Consider the following 15,002-nt stretch of genomic DNA (forward strand, 5'->3'; position numbering starts at 1 on the left):
CCCTCCCTCTCCTCGCCTCCGGCCACCCGCGGCGGCGGCCCCTCCGGACCGCCGCCGAGGGAAGTCTTACTTCTTGCGCGGGAAGCGCTTGGCGAAGTCGTCGGCCATCTCGTTCATGGTGACGAACTTGACGCCCGGGTGCTTGATCATGTGGGCGTAGAGACGCTCCAGCATCATCAGCACCTGCGGACGGCCGGCGACGTCCGGGTGGATGGTGATCGGGAACACGGCGTAGTCCATCTCGCGGTAGACCCAGTCGAACTGGTCGCGCCACATCTGCTCGATGTCGTGCGGGTTGACGAAGCCGTGCGAGTTCGGCGCCTTCTTGATGAACATCATCGGCGGGAGGTCGTCGAGGTACCACGACGCCGGGATCTCGATCAGGTCGGTCTCGTGGCCGCGCTCGAGCGGGACCATCCAGTCCTTCGGCTGCTTGGAATAGTCGATCTTGGTCCAGGAGTCGCCGACGCGCACGTAATAGGGCGTGAAGTCGTTGTGCATCAGCGAGTGGTCGTACTTGATGCCGCGCTCCAGCAGCAGCTCGTTGGTGACGTTCGAGAACTCCCACCACGGCGCGACGTAGCCGGTCGGCCGCTTGCCCGACAGCTTGGTGACGAGGTCGATGCACTTGTCGAGGACCGCGGTCTCCTGCTCGCGGGTCATCGCGATCGGGTTCTCGTGGGTGTAGCCGTGGATGCCGATCTCGTGGCCGGCCTCGGCCACCATCGCCATCTGCTCGGGGAACGTCTCGATCGAGTGGCCCGGAATGAACCAAGTCGTCTTGATGCCGAAGCGCTCGAACAGCTTGACGAGACGGGGCGAGCCGACCTCGCCGGAGAACAGGCCGCGCGAGATGTCGTCCGGCGAATCCTCGCCGCCGTAGGAGCCGAGCCAGCCGGCGACCGCGTCGACGTCGACGCCGAAGCCGCAGAGAATTTCCTTAGCCATGGTGCTTTCCTCCGGTCCTTGGAGTTGTTGTCCGGCCCGTCAACGCGCCGGGATGACGGTCGCCTCGGCGGCCGCCCATGCAAGAAGGATGTCACCGCCCGGCGGGAACGCCCCCGGCGGATACTTGTCGACGTGGGCCTCCAGGGAGATCGCCCGACCGCCCGGAAGTTCCACCGAGAGGTGCGAGACGTGGCCGACCACGTCCGAGCGGCGGATCCGTCCGGCGATCACGTTGCCTCCGGTCTTGGCAGCGACTGCCTCCCGCGTGCCCTCGAGGGCGGTGTGCACCTCGATCGCCTCGGCGGGCACCACCACCTGCGCGGCCGCCCCAGTGGGGACGGCGCCGTTGGCGGTGCCGGAGAGGACGCCGAGCGGGGTGTCGACCGCGACGCGCCCGCCCGCCACGTCCCGGACGGTGCCGGCGAGGATGGTATTGCGGCCGATGAACTGGGCGACGAACGGCGTATCGGGGCGGCGGTAGAGCTGATGCGGCGGCGAGATCTGCTCGACCCGGCCCTGGTTCATCACCACGATGCGGTCGGACAGCGACAGCGCCTCCGACTGGGCGTGGGTGACGAACACGAAGGTGATGCCGAGATTCTTCTGCAAGAGCTTCAGCTCGTTCTGGATCGCCTTGCGCAGGTTGGCGTCGAGCGCGCCGAGCGGCTCGTCGAGCAGCAGGATGTCCGGCTCGACGACGAGGCCGCGGGCGAGCGCGATGCGCTGGCGCTGGCCGCCGGACAGGCGCTCGGGCCGCTTGTCGGCGACGTCGCCGAGGCCGAGCGTCTCGATGATGCGCTCGACCTTGGCGTCGCGCTCGGCCTTCGGCAGGCCCTTGACCTCGAGACCGTAGCCGACGTTGCGGCGCACGGTCATGTGCGGGAACAGCGCGTAGTTCTGGAAGATCATCGAGGTCGGCCGCCGCTCCGGCGGCAGCTCGTTGATCCGCTTGCCGCGGATCCGCATCTCGCCGGAGGAGATCGATTCGAATCCGGCGATCATCCGGAGCGTGGTCGTCTTGCCGCAGCCGGACGGGCCGAGGAAGGCGATGAACTCGCCCTTCTCGACCGCGAGGTCGAAGCCGATCACCGCCGGTGTGCCGTTGTCGTAGACCTTGCCGACGCCGACGAGTTCGAGATCGTGGGCCACACTTCGTCTCCGCGAAATTCGGGGGGCCACCGCCCGCCGCGGCCCTTGGTCGGGGCGCGGCGGGCGGCGGTTCGTCGGATCCACCGGGCAGGGATCGGGGGCGAGCCCGGCGGGCCGGCGACTTCGGGTCAGGCGTTGAGGAACTCGTCCCACTTGCCGATCAGGTGGTCGTACTCGTCCGGCCACTGGTGCCAGTAGGCGACGTTCTTGGCGCGCTCCTCGAGCGAGCCGCCGTCGCGCAGGTCGCCTTCCTTGATGCCGCGCTCCTCGGCACCGACCCAGGGCTTGCCCTCGTACCAGAAGGCGTATTTCTCGGGCGCCATGGCGTCCTTGATGTTCGTGGTCGGCGAGTAGTAGCCCTGCTCCGACACGGTGATGCCCGGAGCGCCGGACAGCCAATAGTCGGCGTAGGCGGACACCGCCTCCTTGTTGGGCGAGGAGGCGATCAGCGACGGGCCGATCGCCCAGGCGCGATAGCCTTCCTTCGGGATCGCGTACTTGCAGGCCTTGCCCTGCGCCTTGACCGCCATCACCGCCGGCTGCCAGGCGTCGCAGACCACCATCTCGCCGGAGGCGAGCAGGTTGACGAGCTCGCCGAAGTCGCCCCAGAGCGCGCGGAACTGGCCTTCCTTCTTCTTGGAGATCAGGAACTTGGCGGCCTCGTCGATCTCGGCGGCCGACGGGTTGCCGGGGTTGGCGACGGCCGAGAGGCCGAGCGAGTTCATCGCCAGCACCGCCTGACCGAAGGCGATCAGCGGGTCGGTGTTGAGGCCGGACTTGCCCTTCCACTTCGGATCGAAGATCGCCGTCCAGGTGTTGGCCTCCTCGGCCGACAGGACGTCCGGGTTGTAGCCGATCGAGTCGTAGTTGTAGACGGCCGGGACCATGTAGAGCGAGGTCTGCGCCTCGTCGGCCCAGATCTGGCCGACGATCTGGGAACGGCGGTCCCACTTGTCGCTGGCGGTGGTGAAGGTGTCGCGGATGTTGGCCCAGTTCTTCAGGCTGGAAGCCGCGATCGGCTCGACGTTGTTGGTCATCACGACGGCCGGCAGGCGCTCGGCGATCGTCTCCCAGCAGTCGTAGTCGGTCGAGCCCGACAGGATCTTGGTCTGGGCGTCCGGGAAGGTCGCGGCGGTGCCGGTGGCCGAACCGACGCCCGAGGCGGCCTTGAAGTCGGCGAGGATGCGCTCCTGCACCGTGACCGACAGGCCGATGGTGCGCAGTTGCTGGCCCGCGAGGTCCTGCGCCTGCGCCCAGGCGGCGCGCGAGTTCAGGAAGGGCGTGCCGGCGCCCATGGCGACGGCGGCGATGCCGGCGGAGCGCTTCAGGAGCGCGCGCCGCGAGAGCTCGTATTTGTCCATGGTCCCACCTCTCTCCTTATTGATCTCCCATCCGGCCGTGGCGGCGTGACGAGCACCGCCGCGGCCGGCAACCTCTCGCCCGACCGGGTCCCCGTAGGGGCCGGTCAGTAGCGGCCCGGCAGCAGGCCGCCGTCGACCACGACCACCTGCCCGGTCATGTACCGGGCCTTGGCCGAGGCGAGGAACGTGGCGACGTCGGCGATCTCGTCGGGCTCGCCGATCCGCCCCATCGGAATGAAGGCGCCCGCCGCCTCGGCACCCTCGGGGCCGAGCGAATGCTCCTTCGACAGGAGCTGGGCGGTGCGGATGTAGCCGGGGGCGATGCCGTTGACGCGGATGCCGTCGCGGGCGAGCTCGACCGCGAGGCCGCGCACCAGGCCGACGACGCCGTGCTTGGCGGCGGAATAGTGGACGTGCTCGTCCCAGCCGTAGGCGACGCCCATGATCGAGGACAGCGCCACGATCGCGCCCGAGCGGCGCGCGCGCATCCCCGGCAGCGCCGCGCGGACGACGCGGAAGATGCCCTTCAGGTCGACCTCGAAGGTGTGGTCCCACTTGGCGTCTGTCATCTCGGCGAGCGGCACGCGGTGGGCGATGCCGGCGTTGGCGACGATCACGTCGATCGCGCCGCGCCGGGCCTCGACGTCGGCGACGACGGCGTCGACCGCCGCGGTGCCGGTGACGTCGAGCGCCAGGAACTCGGCCGAGCCGCCGGCGGCCCGGATCTCCTCGACCACCGCCGCGCCCTCGGCCGGCAGGACGTCGGTGACGACGACGTGGTCGCCCTCGGCGGCGAAGGCCTTGGCGGTGGCGCGGCCGATGCCGATGCCGCCGCCGGTGATCAGGACTGTCCGGGACATCGCGTGCGGTCTCCTCGAGAAGGGGGTCAGAGCATCACGTCGCCGCTGTTCGGGCCGAGCGTCTGGCCGACGAACAGGGAAGCGGCGGGCGAGGCGAGGAAGGACACGGTGGCGGCCACCTCCTCCGGCTCGCCGAAGCGGCCGAGCGGCAGTTCGGCGGCCTTGCGATTCCGCCAGTCCTCGGAGAGCGCCATCACGAGCGGCGTGTTGATCGGGCCGGGCGCCACCGCGTTGACGCGGACGCCGCGCGCCGACACCTCGCGGGCGAGCGCCTTGGTCATGCCGACGATCGCCGCCTTGGCGCCGGAATAGTGCACGAGCTCGATGCCGCCGATCTGGCCGAGCTGCGAGGCGACGTTGACGATCACGCCGGATCCGGCCGCGAGCATCGCCGGCAGCACGGCGCGCATCATCAGGAAGGTGCCGCGGACGTGGACCGCGAACATGCGGTCGAAGTCGGCCGGCGAAAGGTTCTCGAACAGCGCCTGATGGACGAAGCCGGCGTTGTTGACGAGCAGCGTCACCGGCCCGAAGGCGGTGCGCGCCGCCGCGACGATCGCCTCGACGTCGGCTTCCGACGAAACGTCGCCGCCGGCCGAGGCGGCCCGTCCGCCGGCGGACGCGATCTCGGCGGCGACCGCGCCGGCGCGGCCGGGATCGAGGTCGTTGACGAGGACGGCGTAGCCGTCGCTCGCGAGGCGGGCGGCGACGGCCCGGCCGATGCCGGAGCCCGCGCCGGTGACGATCGCGGTGCCGAGGTCGGCCATCACGCTTCCTCCTGGATGGCGATGCGCCGGGCGCGGCGGACCGACAGGGACATCAGCACCGCGTAGACCGCGAGCAGGGCGAAGGAGAACAAGGTGGTGAGCACGCCGAAGGCGAACACGTTCGGGTGGATCTCCACCGAGAAGGTGCCGTAGATCGCCAGCGGCAGCGTCAGGTCGCGGCCCGAGGCGAACAGGGTGCGGGAGAACTCGTCGTAGGAGAGCGTGAAGGCGAACAGCATCGCCGAGAGCACGCCCGGGAAGATCAGCGGGAAGGTCACCTTGCGGAAGGTGCGGATCGGCGACACGCCGAGCGACCACGACGCCTCTTCGACGCTGGGGTCGAAGCGGTTGAAGATCGCCAGCATCACCAGGAAGGCGAAGGGGAAGGTGTAGACCACGTGGAGCACGAAGGCGGTGCCCCACCAGTGGCGGTCGATCCCGAGCGTGTTGGCGACCAGCGCCATGCCGAGGCCGACCAGCACACCCGGCACCATCATGCCGAGGACGATCAGGTAGAACACCGCGCCCGAACCCTTGAAGCGGGTGCGGAAGGCCTGGGCGGCGGAGACGCCGAGCACGGTGGAGACCACCATGGTGGCGCAGGCCAGCACCAGCGAGCGCAGCAGGCTCTCCTCGATCGGCAGCGGCGCGATGCGCGAAGGCGGCGCGAGGCCGAACAGGTGCTGGTACCAGTAGGTCGACCACTCGATGATCGGGAACTGCGGCCCGCCCTCCGGTCCGGTCTGGAACGACAGTATCGCCAGCACCACGAAGGGGCCGTAGAGAAACAGGATGAACAGCGCCGTGTAGACGGCGAGGATCGGCTTGATGACGGGCGCCTGCATCGCTCAGAGTTCCTTCCTGAGATCGACGACGCGCAGCAGGCCGGCGACGACCGCGCCCATCACGATCGTCAGCACCACGCCGACGACCGCGGCGAAGGCCCATTTCAGCGAGCCGACCTGGGTGACGATGATGTTGCCGAGCAGGTTGACCTTGCGGCCCGACAGCGCGGCGGAGGTGGCGAACTCGCCGAGCACCATCACCGACACGAAGATCGCGCCGACCACCACGCCGGGCATCGACATCGGCAGGATGATGGTGCGGAAGATCCGCCCGAAGCCGGCGCCGAGATCGCGCGCCGCCTCGATGACGTTGGGGTCGATCCGCCCGAGCATGAAGGCGATCGGCCCGACCATGAAGACGCAGTAGATCTGCGTCATGCCGATCACGACCGAGAGCTCGGAGAACAGCAGCGCCTCGATCGGCTGGTCGACCAGCCCGAGTCCTTGCAGGATCAGGTTGATCGCGCCTTCCTTGCCGAGCATCGGCCGCCAGGCGAGCACGCGGATCAGGAAGGACGTCCAGAACGGGATGACGCAGAGCACCAGCAGCGCGGTCTGCAGCGTCTTGTTGCGCACGAACAGGCCGACGAAGAGTGCGGTCGGGTAGCCGACCACCAAGGTCGCGACGAGCACCGTCAGCCAGATCCGGACCGTGGTCCACAGCGCCGTGAGGTAGGTGTCGCTCGAGAAGAAGGTGACCCAGCTCTTCACCGTCAGCGTCGGCTCGATGGTGAAGGTGGTCTGCGTCCAGAAGGAGACGTAGACCATCATCAGGATCGGCAGCACCAGGAACAGCGTCATCCACAGGACGCCGGGCGTGATCAGCCACAGGGCGGTGCGGCGCTGGGCGCGCCGGCGGGTCTCCGCCGCCCCGATCGCCTCGCCTACGGTGGTGGTCGTCATCGGTCCATCGAGCTCCGGTTTCGCACGGCGGCGGATCAGGAGAAGAGAAGGGCGTCGTCGCGCTTCCAGACGAGGCCGTAGCGGCGCTGCGGCTCGTAGGACGGCGGGGCGCGGTGGCTGAGGTGGTCCTCGACCTCGACGAGGCGGCCGTCGGGAAGCGCGAAGAAGGACAGCACCGAGGCGCCGGTGTACTCGCTGGCGACGAAGGCGCCCTCGATCCGGACTTCGTCGGCGGCAGGCGCGGCGGCGGGGTCGCGCACCGCTATGCGGTCGTAGCGCACGCCGTAGCAGACCGGCCGGCGCTCCGGCGCGGCGACGGGGAAGCGCCCGGCCGCCGAGACGAAGGCGGCGCCCTCGAGCGAGCCGTCGAACAGGTTGTAGCAGTTGAGGAAACGGGCGACGGCGCGGCTGGCGGGCCGGTTGTAGACGGTGTCGCCGTCGCCGATCTGGCCGATCCGGCCACGGTCGAGCACGATCACGGTGTCGCCCATGGCGAGCGCCTCGGTCTCGCTGCCGGTGACGTGCAGGAAGGTGACGCCGAGCCGCTCGCGGATGGCGCGGAGCTCGTCGCGCATGCGCATGCGCAGGTTGGCGTCGAGGGCGCCGAGCGGCTCGTCGAGCAGCACCAGCCGCGGCTCGGTGACGAGGGTGCGGGCGAGCGCGACGCGCTGGCGCTGGCCGCCGGAGATCTGCGCGACGCCGCGGCCCTCGAGACCCTTCAAGCCGACGAGGTCGATCATGGCGCGGACGCGGTCGCGGATCTCGCCGGCCGCCATCGTGCGACCCTCGCCGTTCTCGAGACCGAAGGCGACGTTCTTCTCGACGGTGAGATGGGGAAACAGCGCGAAGTTCTGGAACACGAAGCCGATGCCGCGCCGGTGCGCCGGCGTGCCGTCGACGCGGCGGCCGGCGATGGTGACGGAGCCGACGTCCGGCTCCTCGAATCCGGCGATCACGCGCAGCAGCGTCGTCTTGCCCGAGCCGCTCGGTCCGAGAAGCGAGACGTAGCGGCCGGCCGGCAGCGCGAGGTCGAGCCGATCGAGCGCGGTCAGTGTGCCGTAGGTCTTGGTGACACCGGCGAGCTGAAGGATCGTCGACAAGCGAGAACTCCCGACTTCGGTTCGGTCCGGACAAGGCTCCGCCATCGTCGGAACACGCGCCGAACGCCCGAGACGTTCCGCTAATGCTCCGCCGTTCGCACCTTCGCCACCGGCGAAGACGCGGTCGTGCCCGTATCGAACTGCGAATACCCTGACAGACCTCTGGAGGACGCTTCTGTCGGCGTCCGATACTGAAACGGTAGTACGAACGGATTTTGTATGCAACAGCATTCTCGCGGCAGCCGTTGACCGCACCGGTGCAGCATGGCGCCGATCGCGGCAGCCCCTATCGGAAGTGCCGATGCACCGCGTCGGCCGCTGCGATGGCAGATTCCACGAGGTGGCGACAAACGCGGATTTCCCGCCGTTTCCTGGTAGTCGCGCGGGATCGGATCAGTTTTTCCGATCCCGTGCCACGCTTTCACGGATACCGGATTTTCCGCGCCTGCGGATCGGGGCGACCGATGCGGCGGTCTGGACCGACGCCCGCCCGACTGAGGCTCGGCGAGTCGAGGAATGGTCTCAACGATGGATTTGGTATGCAATAGACGTTTTCCGCACCGCATCCCGACCGTGGCGGGCGGGCGCGGAGCGCGCTAGAAAGGGGCGGGATTTCTCCAGCCGGCGAGTGTCCGTCCGCGATGTCCACGATCCGCCCCGGCACGAGCGGCGCGCAGCACCGCTACGAGATCGTCGAGGACGTGCTGCGCGCCAACATCGCGGCCGGCCGCCTGCCCGAGGGTCTGGTGCTGCTCGAGGGCCCGATCGCGGAGATCCTGCAGACCTCGCGCGCGCCGGTGCAGAAGGCGCTGCAGCGCCTCGAGGCCGACGGCCTCGTCCGCCGCTTCGAGGGCCGCGGCTTCCTGGTCGGCGCCCCGGACAGCCGCACCGCGCCGATCCGCACCGACGTCAAGACGCTCGGCCTCGACGTGCCTACCGAGGTCGACGAGGCGCTGCAGAGCCGCGCGTCCTGGGAGCGGATCTACGACGTGGTCGAGGCCGACGTCGCCGCCTGCGTGGTGTTCGGGCAGTACCGCATCGTCGAAACCGTGCTCGCCGAGCATTTCGGCGTCAGCCGCACCGTGGTCCGCGACGTGCTGAGCCGGCTGCAGGAGCGCGGCCTCGTGCGCAAGAATCAGTCGTCGCACTGGATCGCCGGCCCGCTCACCGCCAAGACGATCAAGGACCATTTCGCGCTCCGGCGCCTGCTCGAACCCCCGGCGCTGGTCGGCGCCGTGCCGCTGATCGACATCGGCCGCCTCGAGGCGCTCTACGAGCGGCTGGTCGCCGCCGAGCGCGACCAGGGCGCGCCGCACCACGACAGCCTCGAGGCCTTCGAGACCCAGCTGATCGACGTCTGCGTGCTGTCGACGCCGAACGAGAAGCTCGCCGGCCTGATCCGCGACAACCTGCTGCCGGTGCAGGCTTCGGAACGGCTGCTGCGCCAGCTCGGTCTGCCGAGCGACCGCGCCGCCGTCACCGAGCACCGCCTGATCGCCGAACTGGTGCTGCGCGGCGCCACGGACGCGGCCGCCGCCATGCTCGACCGCCACCTCGACGCCGCGATGAACCGCAACATCGCGCAAATGAAGATCGTGGCGGTGATCTCCGAACCGCGCAGCGTCGCGGCCTACCTCACCCGCGTCGCGGATTGAACCACGTTCCGCAAAGTCCCGACTCGTCGGGACGTTGCGCGGTTCCGGCCATCTGGCCGGCGCCCGGTCGGGCGCTCCTCGCTCGCGAGCTCGGTGTCACCCGCCCGCCCGGCGGAAGTCGCGCGGGGTCGTGCCGTAGCGCGCCTTGAAAAGGCGCGAGAACTGGGCCTGGTCGGTGAAGCCCCAGGCGTAAGCGATCTCGGCGACGCCCATGCGGCAGGTCGGATCGGCCAGCATGGCGCGGCAGGCGTCGAGCCGCTCCTCGCGGATCCAGGCGCCGACCGAGCGTCCTGTCTCGCCGACGAGGTCGTGCAGGTAGCGCACCGAGATGCCGCAGGCGCCGGCGATCCGCTCCGGGTCGAGACCGGGGTCGGCGAGGTTGCGCCGGACGTAGGCCTCGACGCGCGAGAGATGGGCGTCGCGGATCGGCGAGGCGGACGAGGTCAGCGTGCGGTCGTCCTCCTTCACCGCGAGCGCCATCAGGTCGACCAGCTGCTGGCCGAGCGCGCCACGCGCCTCGGCCGAGAGGCCGGCGAAGCGCAGCGGCAGCAACGTGAGAAGGTCGACGAACAGCTGGCCGACACCGGTGCGGGCGTCGAATTGCAGCGTGCAGAAGCGGTCCGGCTGGCGGATCCGCCCGGCGAGGGCCGCGTAGGGCACCTTCAGCACCCAGAGGTCGTTGCGGCCGTCGTGGCTGAACTCGTAGGGCTCGTTGGAGCGCTCGAGGATGAAGCCGCCGGGGCGGCAGCGCACCGCCCTGCCCGACTGGGCGAAGTGGACGTCCGACAGCGCCGGCACCGTCACGAGGTAGTGCTCGCCGCTCTCGTTGGCGAGGTGACGGCGCCGCCGGACGTAGCAGAGCGGATCCGACGTCAGCCGCGACAGCGACACCGGGCCGAAGGTCCACGCCTCCAGGCGGCCGTCGAAACGCTCGGTGTCGCGGAAGGTGAGGTCGAGCGGGAAATAGGCGTCGGCGATCACGTCGCGCCAGTGCCGGCTGCGCCGGTTCGCGTCGGTCCCGTCGGTGGTGGCGATGCTGTGCAAGACGACCTCCCGGCGGTCGGCGCGACGATCCCGAGACGGGGCCCGAGCCCAGGCCGCACCGATCCCTCCCGAACACCGAGACTGCGGGGCGCCCGGCCGGCCTGTCAACGGCACTGCACGGATTCGCAAATGTTGGCGCGCTCACCGCCAAGACCGCCGCCGCGAGCCGGCTCTAGCCTTCTCGAAACGGCCGGGCACACGGCCGGGGAACGGTTCGGCATCGGCGGCGGCGCGCAAGGGGATCGGACGGCTCGTCCGGCCCGACGGCGGCGCTCGCCCTCCAAGGCGAGGACGACATGACGACGAAGGTAGATCCCATCACGCTGTCGGTGGTCCGCGGCGTGCTCGAGACCACGCAGCGCGAGATGACGCTCAGCCTCGAGAAGACCGCGCGCTCCTCGGTCTTCAATCTCGCCCACGACTATTCCACCGCCCTCTTCAACCACGTGCCGGAGATGATCCTGCAGGGCCAGGACATCCCGATCCACATGGGCTCGCTGATCCCGGCGATGAAGGCGGTGGCGCGCTTCTTCGGCGACGACATCCACGAGGGCGACCTCGTGATGCACAACGACCCCGCCTATTCCGGCAGCCACATCCTCGACACCTGCGTCTACAAGCCGGTGTTCCACCGGGGCGAATTGGTGTTCTGGACGGTGTGCAAGGGCCATCTCACCGACATCGGCGGGCCGGTGCCGGCCGGCTACAACCCGAACGCCACCGAGATCTACGCGGAGGGACTGCGCATCCCGCCGATCAAGATCTGGGACCGCGGTAAGCCGCGTCACGACGTCCTCAACCTGCTGCTCACCAACATGCGCGCCCGGCGCGACCAGGAGGGCGACTTCAACGCCCTGATCGGCGCCTGTCAGGTCGGCGAGCGCAACCTCCTGGCGTTGATCGACAAATACGGCCTCCCGACCGTCCGGGCCGCGATCGGCGAGCTCCAGGACATGGCCGACCGCCACATGCGCAAGCTGATCGCCGAGGTGCCCGACGGCACCTACACAGGCACCGCCATCCTCGAGGACGCCGGCCACGGCTACGGCGACTTCGAGATCACCGCCACGGTGACGATCGCCGGCGACAGCTGCCACATCGCGATCGCGAGCCCGCCGCAGATCCCGTATTTCATCAACTCCTACGAGGGCAACAGCCACTCCGGCGTCTACCTCGGGCTGATGATGTTCGCGCAGCTGCCGCCGCCCTACAACGAGGGGCTCTACCGCTGCGTCACCGTCGACATGGGACCGAAGGGCACGCTCTGCAACGCCAGGGAGCCGGCGCCGCACGTCAACTGCACGACGACGCCGATGGAGACGCTGACCGACGCCGTCCGCCTCGCCTTCGAGAAGGCGGCGCCGGCCAAGGTGGCGGCGTCCTGGGGCCACGCCAACGGCTGCAACATCGCCGGCTGGGACACCCGCCACGACGAGGAATACGTGACGATGGTGCTGGCCTCGATCATATCGGGCGCCGGCGCCACCCCGAGCCAGGACGGCTGGCACGCCTGCGGGCCGGAATGCTGCTTCGGCGCCCTCACCTCCGGCGACATCGAGCTTTTGGAATACTCCTACCCGATCATCATCCACCGCTATTCGCTGATGACCGACAGCGGCGGCGCCGGCAAGTACCGCGGCGGTTCCGGCACCTGCTGGGAGGTCGAGCCGCTCGACCGGCCGATGACCTTCATCACCTTCGGCGAGGGCCGCCGGATCCCGGCGGTGGGCGCCGCGGGTGCCACGTCGGCGCTGGTCGAGCCCAAGGTCGGCCGTCTCGTGGTGACGCGCGAAGGCGGCACCGAACTGATCAAGAAGAACGTCATCGAGACCATCCGCCCCGGCGAGCGCGCCGCCAACATGAACCCGGGCGGCGGCGGCTACGGCGATCCGTTCGAGCGGCCGGTCGAGAAGGTGGTCGAGGACGTCCGCAACGGCCTCGTCTCGCTCGAGGGCGCCCGCGCCGACTACGGCGTGGTGATCGCCGACGCCGGCAGCCTCGCGGTCGACGAGGCCGCGACACGGGACCTCCGCACCCGCGCCGCGTGAACCTCGGCGCGCCGCGTCTCCGTCCGACGTCGCGCGAGCGGAACGCGGCGGCCGCGTCCTCCTACCTCCACCGGTGACGGAACGGCGCGGCCGACGCGAGCGATCCCGAAGCCGGCCGCGACCCGGCCGAACGGGCATGCCGCCACCGCCGTAGCGACCTCCCATTCCCCCATCCTTCAGGAACCACCGCCATGCTCTCCCGCTTCCGCCTCGGCATCGACGCCGGCGGCACCTTCACCGACTTCGTGCTGGCCGAGGACACCGGCGAGATCCGGCTCTACAAGGCGCTGTCCACCCCATCGGATCCGACCCTGGCGATCCACGCCGGCCTCGACCAGATCGCCGCCGACCTCGGGCTGACGCCGGCCGAGATCGTCTCGAACTGCGACCTCTGCATCAACGGAACCACCGTCGGCCTCAACGCGCTGATCCAGCACAAGGGCGCCAGGACCGGCCTGATCTGCACCGCCGGCCACGAGGACTCCATCGAGATTCGCCTCGGCCACAAGGAGGACGGCTACCGCTACGACGCCGAGTATCCGCCGGCGCGGATGCTGGTGCCGCGGCACCTGCGCCGCGGCGTGCGCGAGCGCGTCATCTCCGACGGCAGCGTCCGGGTGCCGATGGAGGAGGAGGACGTCCGCGCCGCCTGCGAACTGTTCGCCCGCGAGGGCGTCGAATCGGTCGCGATCTCCTTCGTGTGGTCGGTGCTGAACCCGGCGCACGAGCGCCGCGCCGCCGAGATCGTGCGCGAGATGCTGCCGAACGCGGTCGTCACCGTCGGCTCGGAGCTCTATCCGCAGGTGCGCGAGTACACCCGCACCTCGACCGCGATCACCAACGCCTATCTCGCCCCGATCATGGGCCGCTACGTCGCGGCGGTCGACCGCACCTTCCGCGCGCTCGGCGCCCGCCAGCCGGTGCGCTATTTCCAGTCCAACGGCGGCCTCGCCACCGGCGAGGCCATGACCGACCGCGCGGTCTACGCCATCAACTCCGGCCCGGCCTCGGCGCCCCAGGCGGGCCTCTACGTCACCGCCCCGCTCGGCGTGAAGAACGTCATTACCGTCGACATGGGCGGCACGTCCTTCGACATCACGCTGACCCGCGACGGCGTCACCAACGTCTCCAAGAACACCGACTTCCTGCGCTACCGCATCGGCATGCCGATGATCCAGGTCGAGACGCTCGGCGCCGGCGGCGGCTCGATCGGCTGGATCGACGCCATGGGCCTGTTGCAGATGGGTCCGCAGAGTGCCGGCTCCGATCCCGGCCCGGCCTGCTACGGCCGCGGCGGCGCCGAGCCGACCGTCTCCGACGCCAACCTCGTGCTCGGCTACCTCAGCCCGGCCGGCCTGCTCGGCGGCCGCCTGCCGCTCGACCGCGACCGCGCCGTCGCCGCGATCGAAAGCCGGATCGCCGCGCCGCTCGGCCTGACGGTCGAGCAGGCGGCCTACGGCATGTTCACGATCGTCAACAACAACATGGTCAATGGCATCCGCCGCGTCTCGGTCGAGCGCGGCTTCGACCCGCGCGACTTCGTACTGGTCGGAGCGGGTGGCGCGACCGCGGCGCACATCACCGCGCTCGCCCGCGAGATCGGCATCGACACCGTGGTGATCCCCAAGCTCGCCTCGGGCCTCTGCGCCTTCGGCCAGATCATCTCCGACGTGAAATACAATCACATGGCGACCTGCCCGGTCCGCCTCGACGGCGACGACGTCTATGCCCGGGTCGGCGCCCTGTTCGAGGAGATCGAGGCGCGCGGCATCGCCGAGCTCGAGGCGAACGGCTTTCCGCGCGACCGAATCCGGATCCAGCGCTCGCTCGACATGCGCTACGTCGGCCAGGTCCACGAGTGCACGGTGGAGATCGACCGCTTCCGCCTCGACGCCGGCAGCATCGGCGCGGTCAAGGAGGCGTTCCACCGCCGCCACGAGGAGCTCTACACCTACGCCGAGCGCCACAACGCGGTGGAAGTGGTTAACCTCGAGGCGACGCTCTACGGCATCGTCGACAAGCCGCCGCAGAAGCCGCTGCGCGCCGGGTCGGGCGCGGCGACGGCTCTCGCGGGCCGGCGCGTCGCGATCTTCTCGGCGGACGGCGCGGGCGTCGAGGTACCGGTCTACGACGGCAGCCGGCTCGGCGCCGGCGACGTGGTGGTCGGTCCCGCCATCCTCGAGGAGACCACCACCACCATCGTGCTGGAGCCGTCGTGGACGGCGCGGCTCGACGCCGGTGGTTCCTACGTGATCACGCGCGGGGCATGAGCCCGGCGCGGGGACGCTCCGTTCGGATCCCGGGCGGCCCGGGCGGAACCGG

At 69.9% G+C, this 15,002-nt stretch carries 12 protein-coding genes; 3 read left to right on the forward strand and 9 right to left on the reverse strand.

All coding sequences use genetic code 11. The features are described 5' to 3' along the window. Nucleotides 1–66: 66 nt before the first annotated feature. The 8 genes from EDD54_RS03565 to EDD54_RS03600 all read right to left on the reverse strand — a co-directional run bounded on the left by EDD54_RS03565 (nt 67) and on the right by EDD54_RS03600 (nt 7,933). Nucleotides 67–948, reverse strand: a complete 882-nt coding sequence (locus EDD54_RS03565) for a polysaccharide deacetylase family protein (RefSeq protein WP_126536512.1) — start codon at nt 946–948, stop codon at nt 67–69. A gap of 39 nt (nt 949–987) precedes the next feature. After that, on the reverse strand, nt 988–2,097 hold the full coding sequence (locus EDD54_RS03570) for an ABC transporter ATP-binding protein (protein ID WP_126536510.1): 1,110 nt from the start codon (nt 2,095–2,097) through the stop codon (nt 988–990). Nucleotides 2,098–2,225: 128 nt separating this feature from the next. Beyond that, nucleotides 2,226–3,458, reverse strand: a complete 1,233-nt coding sequence (locus tag EDD54_RS03575; protein ID WP_126536508.1) for an ABC transporter substrate-binding protein — start codon at nt 3,456–3,458, stop codon at nt 2,226–2,228. 104 nt (nt 3,459–3,562) lie between these two features. Continuing rightward, complete coding sequence (locus EDD54_RS03580) at nt 3,563–4,318, reverse strand: SDR family NAD(P)-dependent oxidoreductase (RefSeq protein ID WP_126536506.1); 756 nt, start codon at nt 4,316–4,318, stop codon at nt 3,563–3,565. 26 nt (nt 4,319–4,344) lie between these two features. Continuing rightward, a complete protein-coding gene (locus EDD54_RS03585) occupies nt 4,345–5,085 on the reverse strand; it encodes an SDR family NAD(P)-dependent oxidoreductase (protein WP_126536504.1) in 741 nt (246 codons plus the stop codon). Beyond that, complete coding sequence (locus EDD54_RS03590) at nt 5,085–5,930, reverse strand: ABC transporter permease (RefSeq protein WP_126536502.1); 846 nt, start codon at nt 5,928–5,930, stop codon at nt 5,085–5,087. The genes EDD54_RS03585 and EDD54_RS03590 overlap by 1 nt, the downstream gene beginning before the upstream one ends. Nucleotides 5,931–5,933: 3 nt before the next feature. Beyond that, a complete protein-coding gene (locus EDD54_RS03595) occupies nt 5,934–6,833 on the reverse strand; it encodes an ABC transporter permease (protein ID WP_126536500.1) in 900 nt (299 codons plus the stop codon). A 35-nt stretch (nt 6,834–6,868) separates the two neighbouring features. Continuing rightward, nucleotides 6,869–7,933 (reverse strand): ABC transporter ATP-binding protein, encoded by a 1,065-nt coding sequence (locus tag EDD54_RS03600; protein WP_126536498.1) that lies wholly within the window; start codon nt 7,931–7,933, stop codon nt 6,869–6,871. Between the two features lie 641 nt (nt 7,934–8,574). Here EDD54_RS03600 and EDD54_RS03605 point away from each other — a divergent pair. Further along, nucleotides 8,575–9,588: a GntR family transcriptional regulator gene (locus tag EDD54_RS03605; protein WP_126536496.1), complete on the forward strand. Its 1,014-nt coding sequence runs from the start codon at nt 8,575–8,577 to the stop codon at nt 9,586–9,588. A 96-nt stretch (nt 9,589–9,684) separates the two neighbouring features. Here the strand turns inward: EDD54_RS03605 and EDD54_RS03610 are convergent, their stop codons facing one another. Continuing rightward, nucleotides 9,685–10,632: an AraC-like ligand-binding domain-containing protein gene (locus EDD54_RS03610; protein WP_126536494.1), complete on the reverse strand. Its 948-nt coding sequence runs from the start codon at nt 10,630–10,632 to the stop codon at nt 9,685–9,687. A gap of 296 nt (nt 10,633–10,928) precedes the next feature. Here EDD54_RS03610 and capB point away from each other — a divergent pair, with 296 nt between their 5' ends. Together capB and capA are read left to right on the forward strand one after the other, a co-directional pair. Continuing rightward, nucleotides 10,929–12,680, forward strand: coding sequence for a caprolactamase subunit beta (gene capB, locus EDD54_RS03615; RefSeq protein ID WP_126536492.1), 1,752 nt, complete (start codon nt 10,929–10,931; stop codon nt 12,678–12,680). A 191-nt stretch (nt 12,681–12,871) separates the two neighbouring features. Beyond that, nucleotides 12,872–14,950, forward strand: a complete 2,079-nt coding sequence (gene capA, locus EDD54_RS03620; RefSeq protein ID WP_126536490.1) for a caprolactamase subunit alpha — start codon at nt 12,872–12,874, stop codon at nt 14,948–14,950. Nucleotides 14,951–15,002: the final 52 nt, after the last annotated feature.

Source organism: Oharaeibacter diazotrophicus, from assembly GCF_004362745.1.
GTDB classification, from domain to species: Bacteria; Pseudomonadota; Alphaproteobacteria; order Rhizobiales; family Pleomorphomonadaceae; genus Oharaeibacter; species Oharaeibacter diazotrophicus.

Excerpts from the sequence above, each read along its gene's own strand:
- EDD54_RS03565 (WP_126536512.1), bottom strand. The coding sequence starts at position 948 with ATGGCTAAGGAAATTCTCTGCGGCTTCGGCGTCGACGTCGACGCGGTC.
- EDD54_RS03575 (WP_126536508.1), bottom strand. The coding sequence starts at position 3,458 with ATGGACAAATACGAGCTCTCGCGGCGCGCGCTCCTGAAGCGCTCCGCC.
- EDD54_RS03580 (WP_126536506.1), bottom strand. The coding sequence starts at position 4,318 with ATGTCCCGGACAGTCCTGATCACCGGCGGCGGCATCGGCATCGGCCGC.
- EDD54_RS03585 (WP_126536504.1), bottom strand. The coding sequence starts at position 5,085 with ATGGCCGACCTCGGCACCGCGATCGTCACCGGCGCGGGCTCCGGCATC.
- EDD54_RS03590 (WP_126536502.1), bottom strand. The coding sequence starts at position 5,930 with ATGCAGGCGCCCGTCATCAAGCCGATCCTCGCCGTCTACACGGCGCTG.
- EDD54_RS03595 (WP_126536500.1), bottom strand. The coding sequence starts at position 6,833 with ATGACGACCACCACCGTAGGCGAGGCGATCGGGGCGGCGGAGACCCGC.
- EDD54_RS03605 (WP_126536496.1), top strand. The coding sequence starts at position 8,575 with ATGTCCACGATCCGCCCCGGCACGAGCGGCGCGCAGCACCGCTACGAG.
- capB (WP_126536492.1), top strand. The coding sequence starts at position 10,929 with ATGACGACGAAGGTAGATCCCATCACGCTGTCGGTGGTCCGCGGCGTG.
- capA (WP_126536490.1), top strand. The coding sequence starts at position 12,872 with ATGCTCTCCCGCTTCCGCCTCGGCATCGACGCCGGCGGCACCTTCACC.